Annotated in this window: 17 protein-coding genes; 1 reads left to right on the plus strand and 16 read right to left on the minus strand. The window is 65.1% G+C overall.

All coding sequences use genetic code 11. The features are described from left to right. Nucleotides 1–105: 105 nt before the first annotated feature. From LQK81_RS16265 to trpS, 13 genes are all read right to left on the minus strand, one after another. Nucleotides 106–522 (minus strand): helix-turn-helix domain-containing protein, encoded by a 417-nt coding sequence (locus LQK81_RS16265; RefSeq protein ID WP_230807408.1) that lies wholly within the window; start codon nucleotides 520–522, stop codon nucleotides 106–108. A 146-nt stretch (nucleotides 523–668) separates the two neighbouring features. Further along, nucleotides 669–2255 (minus strand): apolipoprotein N-acyltransferase, encoded by a 1587-nt coding sequence (gene lnt, locus LQK81_RS16270; protein WP_230807409.1) that lies wholly within the window; start codon nucleotides 2253–2255, stop codon nucleotides 669–671. Nucleotides 2256–2396: 141 nt separating this feature from the next. Continuing rightward, nucleotides 2397–3611, minus strand: coding sequence for a hemolysin family protein (locus tag LQK81_RS16275; RefSeq protein ID WP_230807410.1), 1215 nt, complete (start codon nucleotides 3609–3611; stop codon nucleotides 2397–2399). A gap of 12 nt (nucleotides 3612–3623) precedes the next feature. Next, nucleotides 3624–4127, minus strand: a complete 504-nt coding sequence (gene ybeY / locus LQK81_RS16280) for an rRNA maturation RNase YbeY (protein WP_230807411.1) — start codon at nucleotides 4125–4127, stop codon at nucleotides 3624–3626. 21 nt (nucleotides 4128–4148) lie between these two features. Beyond that, nucleotides 4149–5204 carry a PhoH family protein gene (locus LQK81_RS16285; RefSeq protein ID WP_230807412.1) on the minus strand — a complete coding sequence of 352 codons (1056 nt, stop codon included), beginning with the start codon at nucleotides 5202–5204 and terminating at the stop codon, nucleotides 4149–4151. A 28-nt stretch (nucleotides 5205–5232) separates the two neighbouring features. Continuing rightward, nucleotides 5233–6633, minus strand: coding sequence for a tRNA (N6-isopentenyl adenosine(37)-C2)-methylthiotransferase MiaB (gene miaB / locus LQK81_RS16290; RefSeq protein ID WP_230807413.1), 1401 nt, complete (start codon nucleotides 6631–6633; stop codon nucleotides 5233–5235). A gap of 84 nt (nucleotides 6634–6717) precedes the next feature. Then, nucleotides 6718–7506 (minus strand): lysophospholipid acyltransferase family protein, encoded by a 789-nt coding sequence (locus LQK81_RS16295; RefSeq protein ID WP_230807414.1) that lies wholly within the window; start codon nucleotides 7504–7506, stop codon nucleotides 6718–6720. Nucleotides 7507–7545: 39 nt separating this feature from the next. Further along, a complete protein-coding gene (locus tag LQK81_RS16300; protein WP_230807415.1) occupies nucleotides 7546–7974 on the minus strand; it encodes a Fur family transcriptional regulator in 429 nt (142 codons plus the stop codon). Between the two features lie 68 nt (nucleotides 7975–8042). After that, nucleotides 8043–8537, minus strand: coding sequence for a GNAT family N-acetyltransferase (locus LQK81_RS16305; protein WP_230807416.1), 495 nt, complete (start codon nucleotides 8535–8537; stop codon nucleotides 8043–8045). 3 nt (nucleotides 8538–8540) lie between these two features. Continuing rightward, nucleotides 8541–9203 carry a tRNA (adenosine(37)-N6)-threonylcarbamoyltransferase complex dimerization subunit type 1 TsaB gene (gene tsaB / locus LQK81_RS16310; protein ID WP_230807417.1) on the minus strand — a complete coding sequence of 221 codons (663 nt, stop codon included), beginning with the start codon at nucleotides 9201–9203 and terminating at the stop codon, nucleotides 8541–8543. Nucleotides 9204–9233: 30 nt separating this feature from the next. Then, nucleotides 9234–9803 carry a NifU family protein gene (locus LQK81_RS16315; protein ID WP_230807418.1) on the minus strand — a complete coding sequence of 190 codons (570 nt, stop codon included), beginning with the start codon at nucleotides 9801–9803 and terminating at the stop codon, nucleotides 9234–9236. Between the two features lie 115 nt (nucleotides 9804–9918). Continuing rightward, a complete protein-coding gene (locus LQK81_RS16320) occupies nucleotides 9919–10407 on the minus strand; it encodes a universal stress protein (RefSeq protein ID WP_230807419.1) in 489 nt (162 codons plus the stop codon). Between the two features lie 131 nt (nucleotides 10408–10538). Then, the gene (gene trpS / locus LQK81_RS16325; RefSeq protein WP_230807420.1) at nucleotides 10539–11603 is read right to left on the minus strand and encodes a tryptophan--tRNA ligase; all 1065 of its coding nucleotides are present in this window, start codon (nucleotides 11601–11603) and stop codon (nucleotides 10539–10541) included. Nucleotides 11604–11904: 301 nt separating this feature from the next. Here trpS and LQK81_RS16330 point away from each other — a divergent pair, with 301 nt between their 5' ends. After that, the gene (locus tag LQK81_RS16330; RefSeq protein WP_230807421.1) at nucleotides 11905–12393 is read left to right on the plus strand and encodes a YcbK family protein; all 489 of its coding nucleotides are present in this window, start codon (nucleotides 11905–11907) and stop codon (nucleotides 12391–12393) included. 28 nt (nucleotides 12394–12421) lie between these two features. Here the strand turns inward: LQK81_RS16330 and LQK81_RS16335 are convergent, their stop codons facing one another. Genes LQK81_RS16335 through LQK81_RS16345 form a run of 3 tightly spaced genes read right to left on the minus strand, consistent with a single transcriptional unit; the run spans nucleotide 12422 to nucleotide 17246 of the window. Continuing rightward, a complete protein-coding gene (locus LQK81_RS16335; RefSeq protein WP_230807422.1) occupies nucleotides 12422–12826 on the minus strand; it encodes a VOC family protein in 405 nt (134 codons plus the stop codon). Then, nucleotides 12823–14409: a murein biosynthesis integral membrane protein MurJ gene (gene murJ / locus LQK81_RS16340; RefSeq protein ID WP_230807423.1), complete on the minus strand. Its 1587-nt coding sequence runs from the start codon at nucleotides 14407–14409 to the stop codon at nucleotides 12823–12825. Before murJ ends, LQK81_RS16335 begins: the two co-directional genes overlap by 4 nt. Further along, a complete protein-coding gene (locus tag LQK81_RS16345; RefSeq protein WP_230807424.1) occupies nucleotides 14406–17246 on the minus strand; it encodes a [protein-PII] uridylyltransferase in 2841 nt (946 codons plus the stop codon). The genes murJ and LQK81_RS16345 overlap by 4 nt, the downstream gene beginning before the upstream one ends. Nucleotides 17247–17331 lie beyond the last annotated feature (85 nt).

Consider the following 17331-nt stretch of genomic DNA (forward strand, 5'->3'; position numbering starts at 1 on the left):
TAAACATATCTTTATATGCGATTATTCCTCTTGAGAGCCCACCAAAAGAAAACGGCTCCCGAAGGAGCCGTTTTCTTGCGTAAGTTTTTCCGTCGAGGCGAGCGTCTATTCTTCCGCCTCGGCAGCGAGCGCCTTCACGAGATCCACGAGCTTGCGGCGCACCTTGGGATCGCTGATCTTGACGAAGGACCGGTTGAGTTGCAGCCCCTCCGAAGAGGAGAGGAAGTCGACCACGTAGTTCGAGCTGGACGCTTCGGCCATTCCCGGCTGGTTTCCGGTATTTTCCCCCGGCGCATCCTCGAAGAAAAACGAAACCGGCACGTTGAGTATGCTGGAGATGTTCTGCAGGCGGCTCGCGCCGACCCGGTTGGTGCCTTTTTCGTATTTCTGGATCTGCTGGAAGGTGATCCCCAAATTTTCGCCCAATTTTTCCTGGCTCATGCCAAGCATGGTCCGGCGAAGGCGGATCCGGCTACCGACGTGAATGTCGATCGGGTTCGGCTTCTTTTTGTTTTCCATCATTGCTGTTGTCCTAACGCACGAAATGGCCCCATTTACCCGGCATCTATCATAAGCCTTAACGTCACGTTGTATTCGAGACCTTTTCGGACTTTATAATACTTATAAAATGCCGGTATTCGCCACTATGCAATTTTAGGGGTTTTTGGTCAATTCGCATGCCGGATAAAACCAATGCGAGAAAACGCCCCTATTCCGAAAAAAATTGCAACTGCGGACCAAAACCACAGGTTTCGTGACACACTGTCATGAATTGCAGGACGTTTTCCCGGTATGGTTGCATCGACAAAGCCTTCCATATTATAAGGAAGCCCTAATACAATCGTGCCTTTTGCGTCCACGACGGCTGAAATCCCGGTATTGGCCACCCGTACCAGCGGCAGCCCCGTCTCCACCGAACGCACCTGCGCCTGATGGAAATGCTGGTAGGGCCCCGGGGTGTCGCCGAACCATGCGTCGTTGGTGACGTTCAGCAGGGCATCGGTCGAATAGGCGGCGGCCTCGATCTCGTCGGGAAAGATCGCCTCGTAGCAGACCATCGGGTAGAACGAGCGGTTCGACGGCAGCGCCAGCACCTGATGCGCGCGCGCTGCCGAAAAGCCGCCCGGCAGCGAGGCGACGGCGGTGACGCCCCAGGAGTTCAAGAGTTCCTCGAACGGCATGTATTCGCCGAAGGGCACGAGATGCACCTTGTCGGTCGCGCCCAGGATCTGGCCGGTCCCGTCGATCGCATAGATGGAGTTGTAGTAGCGCGGCTCCTTGCCGGCGCCCGCGTCCTCGGTCCGCACGGCGCCTGCGATCAGCACCTGATCGTCCTCCAGCACGGCGGCGATCCGCGTCAGCGCATCGGGATTGTCCGTCAGGATGAAGGGAATGGATGTCTCCGGCCAGATGATGATGTCCGGCCGCTTCTCGCCCGAGGGCGGAGCGCCGCTGAGCGCCAGGTGCTTTTCGAAGATCGCCACGCGATTGGCGTCGTCCCACTTGCCGGCCTGGTCGATGTTGGGCTGCACGAGGCGGACGGTCACGTCGGTATCGGCAGGGTCGGGCACTATCCGAAGCGCATAGAAACCGTAGCCTGCCTGCAACGCCAGAAGCAGCCCGGCGATCGACAGTCCGATCCGCTTGCCCCGTCCCGTCCACAGGAGCGCCGGGGCTGCGAAGACGAACACCGCCAGCACGTTCATGCCGGCGACGCCTATGATGCGCGCCGGCTGCATCATCAGCGGGATCGGCATGGCGCCGTAACCGACGGCATTCCAGGGGAAACCCGTAAACAGGAACGAACGCAACCATTCGGCAAGGCCGAAGGCCGCGGCCAGCGCGAGGATGCGCCCGACGCCGTCCGACCAGAACATCCGCGCCAGTGCGGCGGCAAGGCCGTAGTAGATGGCCAGGACGGCGGGCAGGCCGACCACCGCCAGCGGCAGTGCCCAGGCGAACGCCTCCGCATCGACGAGCAGCGCGTTGCCGAGCCACCAGAGGCTTCCCAGGAAATAGCCGAAGCCGAAGCACCAGCCGACGCGGAATGCCGGCGCGAGCCTGCGGACGAAGCCCGCGTCGGGATCACCGCTGGCGCCGTCGATCAGCCAGACCAGGATAGGAAAGGAAACGAACAGGGCGGCAAAGAAGCCGAAGGGCTGCAGCGCCAACACGCCGAACAGGCCCGCCAGGAATGCCGTCAGCGCCCGGCTCCAACCGGACAACAGCATCACCCTCCCCGCCAGACGTGTCATCCCGCCTCTCTCGAACCATCGCGAATCAGCGTGGCAAGTCTTTCAAAAAAAACAGCGCTTGTCGCGCGCCGTCGGGTGAATGCCGGGGATGTCGAAACGGCACCGGGAAAGCGCCGGCCACCCGGCCGGCGCCTGCCGCCCTCAGGCGTTGCCTTCAGTCTTGCCGTCCTCGGTGAGCACGTGCTCCTGGGGCGGCGGAAGCTGCCCCTCGCCTTCCGGCCGCGCCAGACGCCTTCGCGTGGGCGACGAGCGCTTGCGGGTGATGCGCACGCGCTTGACGCGCCTGGGATCGGCATCGAGCACGTGGAACTCGAACCCCGGCAGCGCCTGCACGACCTCGCCGCGCACCGGAATGCGGCCGAGCGAACCGAAGATCAGGCCGCCCAGCGTGTCGGCATCCTCGAGCTGCTCGCGAATGTCGAAGTCGCGGCCGACCGTCTCGGCAAGCTCCTCGAGTTCGGCACGCGCATCGGCGATGAAGACGTCGTCCGAAACGCGCGTGATCATCGCCTGGTCGTCGTCGTGCTCGTCCTCGATGTTGCCCACGACCATCTCGACGATGTCCTCGAGCGAAGCCAGACCGTCGGTGCCGCCGTATTCGTCGATCACCAGCGCCATCTGCGTGCGCGTCGCCTGCATCCGTCCCATCAGGTCGGAGGCCAGCATGGAGGGCGGCACGAACAGAACGGGGCGGATGATGCCGGCCTCGACGACCGTCTTGGTCAGGTCGATCCGGGCAAGGTCAAACTCAGGCTTCGGCGTCTTTGCCGGCTTGTCGCCCGCCACGGCCGCGGCAACGCCGTTCGTCGCCTTGGCACCGGCTGTCGATTTGCCGCTGATCGCCACCCTGGAGGAGGCGGCGGCCTTCGCGCCGTTGCGCCGCTTGTTGCGCGCCTGCTTGGTGACATAGGCGAGAAGGTCGCGGATGTGGACCATGCCGCGCGGATCGTCGAGGCTATCGCAATAGACCGGCATGCGCGAATGGCCGGATTCCTCGAAGATCATCATCAACTCGCCGATGGTGATCTCCTGCTCCACCGCCTCGATGTCGGCACGCGGAACCATCACGTCCTCGACCCGGACCTCGCGGAAACGGAGAATGTTGTGAAGCATCGCCCGTTCCTCGGGCGAGAAGGCAGCATCCCCTTCGGGGGCCGGGGTCCTCAACGCTTCGGCCAGGTCGTGGCGAAGCGACGACGCATCGCTGCTTCTGAAGAAGCGCATCGCGCGTGACCAGAAATTCCTTGCCGGACTCGCCTGCGGTTCCGGCCTGGGCGTACTGCCCCCGTCGTCCTGTTCCGAGGCGTCGGCCTCGTTGGTATCAGCCGAAAGCGGCTGTGATCTCAAATCGCTCATCGTTCCAAACTGTCAAACCGGGTCGTCCCCGTACGGATCAGATAGGCCAAGCTCGCCCAAAATGCGAGTCTCCAGCCCTTCCATTTCTTCGGCCTCGTCGGTTTCCATATGATCATAACCGAAGAGGTGCAGAAATCCATGCACCAAAAGATGCGTCAGGTGCTCCTCGAACGGCTTGCCCATTTCGGCCGCCTCGCGCACCAGCGTCTCGTGCGCCAGGATGATATCGCCGAGCATCGGGCCCGGCATGTCGCCCGGCTGGACCGGAAAGGCGGGGAAGGACAGCACGTTGGTCGGCTTGTCCTGCCCGCGCCATTCGGCATTGATCGCGCGGATCGAGGCGTCGTCGGTGAAGAGCAGCGACAGTTCGGCCGGCGTGTCCGGCAGGGGCTGCCCCTCTTCGCGCGCGAGATGACGCGCGGCTGCGCCGATGACGCGCTCGCTCATGGAGAGGAGCGTCTTCTCGGCGGGCCAGGGACCCGCCTCGACGCTGATCTGTATCTCGATTTCGCTCATCGATCCTTGGGCAGGGCCGCCTCAGCGGTCCATATGCTCGCTTTCGTCCTGAACGGCGCTCTGGGATTCGTAGGCCCGAACGATCCGCGCCACCATCGGATGACGGACGACGTCGACGTCCTTGAACCGCACCACCGAAACGCCCTCGACGCCGCGCAGGATCTGCAACGCTTCGACCAAGCCGGATTTCATGCCGCGCGGCAAATCGATCTGGCTCGGGTCGCCGGTGACGATCATGCGGCCGTTCTCGCCGAGGCGGGTGAGGAACATCTTCATCTGCATCGAGGTCGTGTTCTGCGCCTCGTCGAGGATGACGGCGGCATTGGCCAGCGTCCGCCCGCGCATGAAGGCGAGCGGAGCGATCTCGATGACACCGGCGGTGATGGCGCGTTCGACCTTGTCGCCCGGCATCATGTCATAGAGCGCATCGTAGAGCGGCCGCAGGTAGGGGTCGACCTTCTCCTTCATGTCGCCGGGCAGGAAGCCGAGCCGCTCGCCCGCCTCGACCGCCGGTCGCGACAGCACGATCCGGTCGACCGCACCGCGCTCCAGGAGTTGCGCCGCATAGGCGACGGCGAGATAGGTCTTGCCGGTACCGGCGGGCCCGACACCGAAGACGAGCTCGGAGCGCTCCATTGCGCGGATATAGGCATCCTGCGTCGGCGTGCGGGCGACGATCGTCTTCTTGCGGGTGGAGATCTGCGACATGGTCAGCTTGGCCTTGCGCTCCATGGTCGGCAGCAGGAGCTGGTCATCGGCGGCAACGGCCATGCGGATCGCGCCTTCGACGTCGGAGAGCTCAACCGAGCCGCCGCTCTGCAGCCGTCCGTAGAGATAGTCGAGCGCGCGGCGGGCCTGGTTGGTCGCCACGATGTCGCCGCTAATGGAGACCGAGTTGCCGCGGGGCCGCGCCTCGACCTGCAGCCGCTGTTCCAGAAGCTTCAGGTTCTGGTCGAACTGACCGAAGAGTTCGCTTGCGTATCGGTTGTTTTCGAAGGTGAGCACGAAGTGATTTGCGTCTGTCGCAGGCGGTTTCGACTGGCGCGGCGATGTCGTCATCAATTCGTGTCCGTTCAAGCGGCAACGCTCCCTTGCTGTCCGCCCCTCAACCAATCGCCTCGGCGAAAAGGCTGTTCGGGCCGGCACCGGTGATTCGTACCCTTATAATGTCACCGATTTCGGAGCCGTTTGCATCAACATTAACAGGGTGCAGCCAAGGCGATCGTCCGACGAGCTGGCCGGGCATCCGGCCCGGTTTTTCGAGCAGAAGATCGATCTCCTTGCCAACGCATCCTGCAGCGAAAGCTCTCTGCTGCTCGAACAGCAGCGCCTGCAGCCTCTCGAGGCGCTCGGACTTTACACCCTCGGCAACGTGTCCGTCCATCTCCGCACCCGGCGTACCCGGCCGGATCGAGTATTTGAAGGAGAAGGCCTGCGCATAGCTGACCTTGTGGACAAGTGCCATCGTGTCTTCGAAGTCCTCGTCCGTCTCGCCGGGGAAGCCGACGATGAAGTCGCCGGAAATGGCGAGATCCGGCTGGACGGCGCGGATGCGTTCGATCAGGGCGACATAGTCGGCGGCCGTATGGCGCCGGTTCATCGCCTTCAGGATCCGATCGGATCCGGACTGCACCGGCAGGTGCAGGTAGGGCATCAGCTTCGGCAGGTCGCGGTGAGCAGCGATCAGCCCCTCGTCCATGTCGCGCGGATGGCTGGTGGTGTAGCGGATGCGGGCCAGCCCCTCGATCTCCGACAGGCGGGCCAGGAGGGCACCGAGCCCCATCTCCGCGCCGTCTCCGCCTTCGCCATGCCAGGCGTTGACGTTCTGGCCGAGCAGCGTGATCTCGCGCACGCCCGCATCGACCAAACGCTCGGCCTCCGCCACGATCTGGGAAAGCGGCCGGGAGACCTCGGAGCCGCGGGTGTAGGGCACGACGCAGAAGGTGCAGAACTTGTCGCAGCCTTCCTGCACGGTCAGGAACGCGGCGACGCCGCGGGCACGCGACTGCGCCTTCCTCGGGGCCGGCAGATGCTCGAACTTGTCCTCGATCGCATAGTCCGTATCGACGACGCGCTCGCCCTCCTTGGCGCGCCTGAGCGCCTCGGGGAGGCGATGATAGGTCTGCGGGCCGATCACGAGGTCGACAGCCGGCGCCCGGCGCAGGATCTCGCTGCCCTCGGCCTGGGCGACGCAGCCGGTGACGCCGATCACGAATTCGCGACCGTCCTTGGCCCGCGCCTTCTTCATGTCGCGCAGGCGCCCGAGTTCGGAGTAGACCTTCTCCGCCGCCTTCTCGCGAATGTGACAGGTGTTGAGGAGCACGAGGTCGGCGTCCTCCAGCGTCGTCGTCGGCTCGTAGCCGTCCTTCGACAGCGCGTCCGTCATGCGCTCGCTGTCGTAGACGTTCATCTGGCAGCCATAGGTCTTCACGAACACCTTTCGGCTGTTGCGTGAAACAGGTGCCGGCTGCGAGGCCTCGTCGATTGCGGAAATCTGGTCTGTCATGGGCGGGTCTTTAGTCGAAAAAGCCCGGGAATTGAAGCCCTGTCGATCGCGCATCGCCGAACGGGCCGGTTTCGGCGGCTCCGCTCACCGGGCGCGCAGCCTGTCGCCCAGCATCGCGCGAATGCGCCGCTCCACCTCGCGGCTCAGCGCCTTGCGATTGCCGGCCGCATCGTAGGGGATCATCTCGCCGAAATCGACGTCGATCTCGAAGGCGCCTTCCTTCAGGATGCCGAGCAGGTGCGGCAGCATCTCGATGTCGCCGGGCCAGGCGACGATCGGCCGGTGATAGCGCCCCATCGCCATGCCGTGGATCCCGGTATAGGCGATCGAGAGGGGCTGGATGAAGACCGTCCCGCCCGGCACCTGGGTCGCCGCGGTGGACGCTGCGCCGAACAGCGAGGTCTTGACCTCCAGCAGCCGGTTTCCATCCGAGGTCGTGCCTTCCGGAAACAGCACCACGATCTCGCCGTCCGCCATCCGCCGGGCGATCTCGCCCACCTGCTCGCCGGTCTTGCGCTTCTCCTCGCGCACGACGAAGATCGAGGCCTGCAGGCGCGCCAGCAGGCCGAACACCGGCCAGTCGCGGACCTCGGACTTGGCGATGTAGACGACGTCGGCGATCGCGCCGAGCACGAGAATGTCCTGCCAGGAAGCGTGGTTCGCAACGAGCATCAGCGGCCGGCGCTTCTCCAGCGCCCCGTGCACGCGCACTTTCAGCCCGAGCAGCGCGCAAGCCGCGCGATGCCAGAGCCGCGGAATGCGGCGGCGGGGCTTCAGATCGAAGCGGAGGCAGAGAAGCTGGGCCGGCAGCAGGGCCAGCGTCACGATCGCAAGACAGAGGAGGACAAGGACGATGCGGAGCCAGGCGATCAATCAGATCCTGCAAGCAGGCGATGGCATGATGCGACCGCCCTACTCGCCCTCCTTCTTCAGCGGCACGCCGTAGAGCTCGAGGCGGTGATCGACCAGCCGGAAGCCATGCTCGCGGGCGATCTTTTCCTGCAGCGCCTCGATCTCGGGCGAATGGAACTCGATGACGGTGCCCGTCTTCAGGTCGATCAGGTGATCGTGATGCTCTTCCGGAACAGTCTCGTAGCGCGAGCGGCCGTCGCGAAAGTCATGGCGCTCGATGATACCGGCGTCCTCGAACAGCTTGACGGTGCGGTAGACCGTGGAGATCGAGATGCGCGGATCGACATCGGCGGAGCGGCGATAGAGCTCTTCCACGTCCGGGTGATCGGCGGAGCTCTCCAGAACGCGGGCGATCACGCGTCGCTGCTCGGTCATGCGCATGCCGCGCTCGACGCAAAGCTCCTCCAGCGTTTTTTCCACTTCCGTCATGTCGTCCCGGTCCCGTCGCAAGCACGTCCAGGGTTCGCAACCGAACATGCGGCCCTGCCAGAAGGGGACTAGCGAAGATCGCGCCGCATGACAAGCGCCGTGGACCGGCGACCGGCCTGCTCGTAATAGGCCTTGCGCTCTCCGACCTTGGCAAAGCCGAGCTTCTCGTAGAGCCTGAGCGCTGCAAGATTGCCCTCGTCGACCTCGAGGAAGATCTCCTCGGCGCCGCGCATGCGGGCCTCGCGCAGGGCCGCCTGCATCAGCCGCCAGCCGAGCCCGGCACGCTCGAACCTGACATCGACGCCGATCGTCAGGATCTCCGCCTCGCCGGCCGCCGCGCGCGCCAGCACGAACCCGCCGGAGGGACGGCCGGACGCGTTGGTCTGCCAGGCGATGAAGCCGAACACGGTGTCCTGCGACAAAAGCGAATGGAACTCACCGTCGCTCCAGGCGCGGGCAAAGCGCGCCTTGTGCAGGCTCGCGATCACCCCGCGGTCCTCCGGCTCGATGGGGAAGATCTCGAATTCGGGCGGCCTGCGGAGGAAGAAGTCTGTCAACGACACGGATCACACCCTCGCAATGGCAAAACCGGCCTGAGGCTTGGCGTCCGGGCCGCGAAGATAGAGCGGCTTCGGCTTGTCGCCAACGGGATCGGCCAGCGCCCCGAGACGGGCCACCGTCTCGATCGGGATCGGCCGGGAAGGCTCGATCTCGCCGGCGGTCCCGGCAACGAGCGCTGCCGCCGAGCCGATGACGGTTCCCCGGGAGGCTTCGGCCGCCGAGCGCGCCTCTTCGAGCGACAGGACCTGCGGTGCCGTGATCGCCGATCCGTCGGCGGCAAAGGCCTGGCAATAGGCCTCGCCGCGCTTGGCGTCGATCGCGACGAACACGGGCGCTGCCGGATGGCCGGAAAGATGGCCGGCTGCGATCGCAGCCAGCGTCGAGACGCCGACGGCCGGCACTCCCAGCGCCAGCGACAGCCCGCGGGCCGCCGCCACGCCGACACGGATGCCGGTGAAGGAGCCGGGCCCGATGGTCACGGCAATCCGGTCGATCGCAGACAATTCGACGCCGGCGCTATCGAGGGCGGCGTCGACGAACGCCATCAGCCGCTCGGCATGGCCGCGGCCGATATCCTCCCCGGCGAAGCCGAGCGTGACGTTGCTGTCGCTGTCATGGATGGCCGCGAAGCAGCCGCTGCCGGACGTATCGATCGCCAGCAGGATCATCGGTGGCACCCGCGGGAGGGGTGCCGGGAATTACATAACCGCTTCAACTTCCTGAACTTCCGGTACGAAATGACGCAACAGATTCTGAACGCCGTGCTTCAAGGTGGCGGTTGACGAGGGGCATCCCGAGCAGGCGCCCTTCATGTTGAGATAGACGCGACCGTCGCGATAGCCCTTGAAGGTGATATCGCCGCCGTCCTGGGCGACTGCGGGGCGGACGCGGGTCGCGAGCAGTTCCTTGATCGTCGCGACGATCGCTTCGTCACCCTCGTCGTAGAACTCGCCTTCCTCGCTGTCGTCGCCGCCGAGCGCGCCGCCGGCCATGATCGGCTGGCCGGACATGAAGTGCTCCATGATCGTGCCGAGGATCGCCGGCTTCAGGTGCTGCCAGTCGGCATTGTCCTTGGTGACGGTGATGAAGTCGTAGCCGAAGAAGACGCCGGTGACGCCGGGGACGCCGAACAGGCGGGCGGCCAGCGGCGAAGCCGCCTGTGCCTCGGTCTCGTCGCGGAACTCCGCCGTTCCCTCTTCCAGCACGACCTTGCCGGGAAGGAATTTCAGGGTTGCCGGGTTCGGCGTTGTCTCGGTCTGGATGAACATCTTCTCGTCTCCATGCCGTCGGGTTCAAGGCTCCGCGGCGAATGTTTAGAACTATTCAAAAGAAAATAGGCTTTTCCGACCGCCGCATCAAGGCATGGCCGCAGGAATCGTGACCTCAGCTCAGCGCGTCGATCTCCTCGTCGGTCAGGGTCTCCGGAATGACGGTAACGGGAATCGGGAAAGCGGCGCGGCCGGCGAGCGACGACACCAGGGGTCCCGGCCCCTCCTTGGCCGAACCGGCCGCCAGGACGAGGATCGCGATGTCCCGGTCCTCCTCGATCTGGGCATTGATCTCGTCGGCCGCGTTCCCCTCGCGGATGACGATCTCCGGTTCGATGCCGAGGCTTTCGCGCACCGACTGGGCCGCCTTGGCGACGATGGCCTCGGCCTCCTCGCGCGCCTCGGCGCGCATGATCTCCTCCACGCCCAGCCATTCACGGAAGTCGCCGGCCAGGATCACATAGAGCAGCACGACGCCGCCATTGGAGTTCTTCGCACGCGCCGCCGCATAATGCGTGGCGCGCTGGCACTCCGGCGTCTCGTCGACGATCGCCAGGAACTTGCGCCGGTGACCCTCCAGGCGTGACTGTCGTGTCGATACCATGTCTCACTCACCTTCGCCCTGATTCCGCCACAGCTTATACCAAATCCGGGCGATGGGAATTGGCCAGCGGCACCTCCGCTTCCCTCTTCTCCCCTCGGAAGAAGAGGGCCTGCGGCACCGGCGCCGATGTCTCAGCGCAGGAAGCCGATGATGTCGGAGACCTCGGCGATCGTCTTCTCGGCCCGGGCGCGGGCCCGTTCGCCGCCATTGCGGAGGATGGCGTCGATATGGGCGGTATCGTCCATCAGCCGGCGCATTTCGGCGGTGATCGGCGAAAGAACGTTGACGGCGAGATCGACCAGCGCCGGCTTGAAGGTGGAGAACTGCTGGCCGCCGAACTCCGCCAGGACCTCCGCCTTCGACCTGTCGGACAGGGCAGCATAGATGCCGACGAGGTTTTCCGCCTCCGGCCGGCCCTTCAGTCCCTCGGTCTCGGACGGCAACGCCTCGGGATCGGTCTTGGCCTTGCGGATCTTCTTCGAGATGGTCTCGGCATCATCCATAAGGTTGATGCGGGACAGATCGGACGGGTCGGACTTCGACATTTTCTTCGTGCCGTCGCGCAGGCTCATGACGCGCGGCGCCGGACCCTCGATCATCGGCTCGACCATCGGGAAATAGGCGTGCACGGGCTCGTCGCCGACCAGAATGTCGACGCCGGTACCGGAAGCGCGGATCTTGTCCCGGAAGTCGAGATTGAACTTCATCGCGATGTCGCGGGCCAGTTCCAGATGCTGCTTCTGGTCGTCGCCGACCGGAACGTGAGTGGCGCGGTAGACGAGGATATCGGCGGCCATCAGGCTCGGATAGGCGAGCAGTCCGAGCGAGGCGTTCTCGCGGTCCTTGCCGGCCTTGTCCTTGAACTGGGTCATCCGGTTCATCCAGCCGATGCGGGCCACGCAGTTGAAGATCCAGGCCAGCTCGGCATGCTGCGGCACGGCCGACTGGTTGAAAACGATATGCTTTTCCGGATCGATGCCGGACGCGATGAAGGCGGCCGCAATCGAGCGGATCTGCCCCTTCAGGTCCTCGTGGACAAGCTGGGCGGTGATCGAATGCAGGTCGACGACGCAGTAGATGCAGTCGTTGTCCGCCTGCAGCGCGACGAACTTGCGAATGGCGCCGAGATAGTTGCCGAGATGGAGATTGCCCGTCGGCTGGACGCCGGAAAAGACGAGCGGCTTGAAAGCGGTCATGATGTCCTCGTGAGGCTGGTGGAGGGCCCAAGCAGCGGGTGCCGCAACTGGTTCACGGGCGCGCTTATGCACGGCGGCCGGGGCACAATCAAGCGGGCAATGGCGAGCACGATCCCGACGCGGTGCGGGCAGCGATCGTGGCGTCAAGACGGCACAATCGCGGCACGCCCTTAATACTCCTTAAGTATTAACTAACATTAGCAATAAAATCCTCACAAAAGCCAATTTTGGGATTTCAGTTCTCTCCGGGGCGGAGGTATCCCGGCCAGCTTTGCTGACCGACCTGATCAGGAGAGGTATCATGCGGAGAGCATGTTGCATGCTGCTGGCCGGCCTGTTCGCGCTTTCGACTCTCGCCATCGACGGCGCGCAGGCGGGCGAGGAGACCAAGCTGAATTTTAAGAAGGACAAGGGACGGATCACGCTCGCCTATGCGACCCAGACGCCACGGGTCCAGCATCGCTGTTTCCCGGGGCGGCTGCACGCCGTCCTAGCCCATATTGCGGCACAGACCGGCAGGCGCCCGCTGGTGACCTCCGGCAACCGATCCGGCGGCCGGCGGGGTTCCTATCATCGCAAGTGCATGGCGGCCGACATCCGCGTGCCCGGCGTTCCGGTCAGTCGCATCGTCGCTGCGGCAAAGACTGCACCCGGCATCGGCGGCATCGGCACCTATTGCAATGGCATCGTCCATGTCGACGTCGGGCCGAAGCGGCGCTGGAATTACTGCGGGGGGCGCGGTCTCGCCAAGCTGAACAGATCGAAATCGAAGGTCGTCGCCATGCGTTGAGACGCAGGCGGGACCCATGCGCCGGCAATCAGGACGCCGGCTGCAGCAAGTCCCACCTGTTGCCGAAGGGATCCTCGAAGACGGCAACGGTGCCGTAGGCCTCCGTGCGCGGCTGCTCCAGGAAACGGACGCCGGCGGCGACGAAGGCGGAAAAGTCGCGCTCGAAATCGCCGGTATGGAGGAAGAAGCCGACACGGCCGCCCGTCTGCCTGCCGATCGCAGCCACCTGCGCCTCGCCGACGGCCTCCGCCAGGAGCAGCCCCGTGCCGTCGCCGCCGTTGTCGCCTCCCTTGGGGCGCACGACTACCCAGCGCTTGCCGTCGGGCAGTTGCGTGTCCTCGACGAGGTCGAAGCGCAGCGCCCCGCAATAGAAGGCGATCGCGCGGTCGTAGTCCGGCACCACCAGCGTGACGAGCGCAATCCGCCCCTTCATTCGCCGCTCTCCGGTGCCGGCTTTGCCTTGCGCCTGATGTTGCGGCGGATCATGCCGAGGTCGGCACCGCCGATCAGGAAGGCGACGCCGAAATAGATCACCATCGACAGGCCGATCAGGGCGCCGAGCGCGGCCACCTGCTCCAAAAGCGAGGCGGTGGAGGCGAGCCGTGCCGCCATCAGCCCCGAGGCGTAGTCGAGGCTTGCGGCCATGACGAGGGCGGCTATCACCAGCCGTGCCACGCGCCAGGCCAGCGCCCTCTCCAGCGGCCAGTGGCCACGGCGGACGAGCGTGACGAACAGGAAGATCGCCGTCAGCCAGCCCGAGGTCGCCTCGGCGGTGGCGATGCCGCGTTCGTGGAAATGGGGAAAGAGCGAGACGGCCAGCACGCAATTGACCACCACCGAGAACAGCGTGATGCGCATCGGCGTCTTCGTATCCTCGCGGGCGAAGAAGCCGGGATTGAGTGCCTTGATCATCACGAAACCCGGCAGGCCGAGGCCGTAGATCGCGAGCGTGCCTGCGACGATGGAAGTGGTCTCGGGCGAAAACGCGCCGCGCTCGTAAAGGACGCGGACGATCTCGTCGGAGATGACCCAGAGGGCGGCCGCGGCCGGCAGCGTCAGGAACAGCACGAATTCCAGCGACCGGTTCTGCAGGTTGGCCGCCTCCCGCTCGTGCCCGCCCTTCAGCGCGCGCGCCAGTTCCGGCAGCAGCACGACGCCGACGGCGACGCCGACGACGCCGAGCGGCAGCTGATAGACGCGATCGGCATATTGCAGGGCCGAGATCGCCCCCTCCCGGGTCGAGGCGATCATCTGGCCGATGATCTGGTTGATCTGGGTGATGCCTCCGGTGACGGCGGCCGGCAGCGCCAGCCACAGCAGCCGCTTGACGTTCGGCGTCATCCTCGGCCGGCGAAAGCCGATGCGCATGCCGGCATGCAGGACGCCCGCATAGAGGACCACCATCTGCAGGATGCCGGCAGCCAGCACGCCCCAGGCGAGATACCAGGCCGTATCCAGCGGCGAGGCGCCGGTGTAGAGCCCGAAGACGAGCGCGCTGATCAGCACGAGATTGAGGAAGATCGGCGCGACGGCGGCGGCGAAATAGTGGTGCAGCGAATTCAGCATGCCCGAGAGCATCGCCGTCAGCGACATGCACATCAGGTAGGGGAACATGACGATGGCAAGCCTGACCGTCACGTCGAACTTCTCCGGGTCGCCCACGAAACCCGGCGCGATGACCCAGGCGACGATCAGCGGCATCGCCAGTTCCATGGCGATGGTGATGAGCATCAGCACGGTGAAGAGGACGCCGAAGACCTCCTCGGAAAAACGCTTGGCGCCGTCGACGCCGCCGGCCTCGATCTCCTTGGCGAAGAGCGGCACGAAGGCGGCGTTGAAGGCTCCCTCGGCAAACAGGCGGCGAAACAGGTTCGGAAAGCGGAAGGCGGCATAGAAGGCATCCGCCATCGGACCGGTGCCGAGTGCCGCCGCCATCAGCGTTTCGCGGGCGAAGCCCAGGATACGGCTGCCGAGCGTCGCGCCGCCGACGGTAGCAAATTTCGTGACAAGGCTCATTCGGCGACCCTGACCCCCGGTTTGGCGCCCACGGGCGCCACGATGCCCGACGGCATCCGGTCGCGCGCCTCGTCAGCTTCCTCGGCCATCACCGCCTTCAGCCGGGCGATGATGTTGGCCTGGCGGTTCTCGTTGGTGATCTTCTGGCCGAGCAGGTCGTTGACGTAGAAGGTGTCGATCACCTTCTCGCCGAAGGTGGTGATGTGGGCCGAGGCGATGTCGAGCGACAGGTCCGACAGGACCGCCGTCACCTCGGACAGGAGACCGGGCCGGTCGAGGCACTCGATTTCGATCACCGTGAACTTGTTGGACAGCGCATTGGAGATCGTTACCGCCGGCGGCACGGTGAAGGTCTTGGAGCGCTTGCGGCCACGGGTCCGGTTGGCGATCACCTCCGGCAGGCGCTTGCGGCCCGAAAGCACGTCCTCGATCATCTTGCCGATATTGGCCGCGCGCCGCATCTCGTCGGCATCGTTCGGGAACTCGCGATTGACGAGGATCGTATCCAGGGCGCGACCGTCGGAGGTGGTGTGGATCTGAGCGTCGACGATGTTGGCGCCGGCGGCCGCACAGGCGCCGGCAATCACCGTCAGGAGTCGCGGATGGTCGGGCGAGAGGACGGTGATCTCGGTGATGGCGTGGAAGCTATCCGTGCGCACCATGGTCGCGAGCGCCTGCCTGGCCTTGTCGGCGCCGCGGATGAAGTCCGCATGGCGCACCTGCTCCTCCAGCGAGACCGTCAGCAGATAGGGATCGTAGTGCAGGCGGGCATAGGCCCTGCGGTCCTTCTGGCTCCAGTCGGCGAGCGCCTCCGACAACGCCTCGCGCGCGGCCTTCGCCCGTTCCTTGCGCGAGACCTCGGAGAAGCCGCCCGACAGGACGAGTTCGGTCTCGTAGTAGAGCGTTCGCAGCAACTGACCCTTCCAGCCGTTCCAGACGCCCGGGCCGACCGCGCGGATATCGCAGACGGTCAGCACCAGCAGCATCTTCAGGCGCTCCATCGAGCGCACCTTGTCGGCAAAATCGACGATGGTCTTGCGGTCGTTGAGGTCGCGCGTCTGCGCCACCATCGACATGACCAGGTGCTCCTCGATCAGCCAGACGACGAGCTCGGTCTGTTTCGGGGTCATGCGGAAGCGCTGGCAGAGCTTGCGCGCCAGACGGGCGCCGGCGACCGAATGATCCTCCGGCCGGCCCTTGGCCACGTCGTGCAGCAGGACCGCCACATAGAGCGGCAGGCGATCCTCGATGCTGGGCATGACCTGCATGGCGGCCAGCGGGTGCGCCTCCGTCTCGCGCCCCTGTTCGATGCCGGACAAGACGCCGACGGAGCGGATCAGGTGCTCGTCGACCGTGTAGTGATGATACATGTTGAACTGCATCATCGCGACGATCTTGCCGAATTCAGGGATGAACCGGCCGAGCACGCCGGATTCGTTCATCCGCCTCAGCATCAGGGCCGGATCGCGCGGGGAGGTCAGGATCGACAGGAACAGCCGGTTGGCCTCCTCGTCCTCGCGCAGCGCGTTGTTGATCAGGCGCAGCGACCGGGTGACCAGTTTCAGGGCGTCGGGATGGAATTCCAGCCCGTTGAGGTCGGCGATGTGGAAGAGCCGGATCAGGTTCACCGGATCGCGCTTGAACACGTCGGGGCTCGCGATCGTGATGCGGCCGCGGTCCTCGACGAAATCGAGCGAGCCCGGGATCTTGCGGTTGCGGCGGGTGAAGCGGCTGATCACAGCGGTGATGCCCGGCGCCTCCTTGGCCTGCTGGTCCTCGAGTGCGGCGCAGAAGATGCGCGTCAGGTCGCCGACGTCCTTGGCGACGAGGAAATAGTGCTTCATGAAGCGTTCGACGGCCGACAGCCCCGGATGCGGCTGATAGCCGAGGCAGGCGGCGATCTCCGACTGCACGTCGAAGGACAGCCGCTCCTCCGCCTTGCCGGTGAGGAAATGCAGGTGGCAGCGAACGGCCCAGAGGAAATCGTCGGCCTTCTGGAACAGCTTGAACTCGTGGCGCGACAGGACGCCGAGCTTCACGAGATCCTCCGGATCGCGGATGTTGTAGTAGTATTTGGCGATCCAGAAGAGCGTGTGCAGGTCGCGCAAACCTCCCTTGCCCTCCTTGATGTTCGGCTCGACCAGATAGCGCGTGTCGCCGGCCTTGCGGTGGCGCTCGTCGCGCTCGGCGAGCTTGGCGGCGATGAATTCCGGTCCCGTGCCGAGCATAATCTCGCGCTCGAAGCGGACGGAGAGCTCGTCGAACAGCGGCCGCGAACCGCACACGTAGCGTGCCTCGAGGATCGCGGTACGGATCGTCATGTCATCCTTGGACAGCGAGATGCAGTCCTCGATGCTGCGGGTGGCGTGGCCGACCTTGAAGCCCATGTCCCAGAGCAGGTAGAGCATGAACTCGATCGCCGGCTCGCTCCAGGGCTGCGGCCTGGGCGGCAGCAGGAACAGAAGGTCGATGTCGGAGCCCGGCGCCAGCGTGCCGCGGCCATAGCCGCCGACGGCAGTCACCGTGATGCGGGCGGCCTCCGGGGCCATCGCCGCGCTGAAGACATGGTTCAACGCGAAATCGTGGACGACGGAAATCAGCTGGTCCTGCAGCCAGGAGAGGCGGGCGGCGCAGGCAAGACCGCTGCCGTCGGCAAAGAGCAGTTCCCGCGCCTGCTCGCACCCCAACTGGTATGCCTTCTTGAGCTCGGCCAGCAGCGCCTGGCGCATGCGGTCGCGCTGTTCGGCATTGGCGCTGGCGATGAATTCGCACTTTGCCCTCAGGGCGGCGACGTCAAGCAGGCCGGAATGGGCCGGTACCGTTACTTTGCTGTCCATGGAATGCGGCCGCCTGCTGCCTTTCTGCCTGTGGTCACCTCCCGGTGCCGAAGGGCTATAGCCCTTTTTGGACCGCCGCGACAGC

It is taken from the genome of Rhizobium sp. GN54 (genome assembly GCF_021026345.1).
Lineage (GTDB): Bacteria > Pseudomonadota > Alphaproteobacteria > Rhizobiales > Rhizobiaceae > Mycoplana.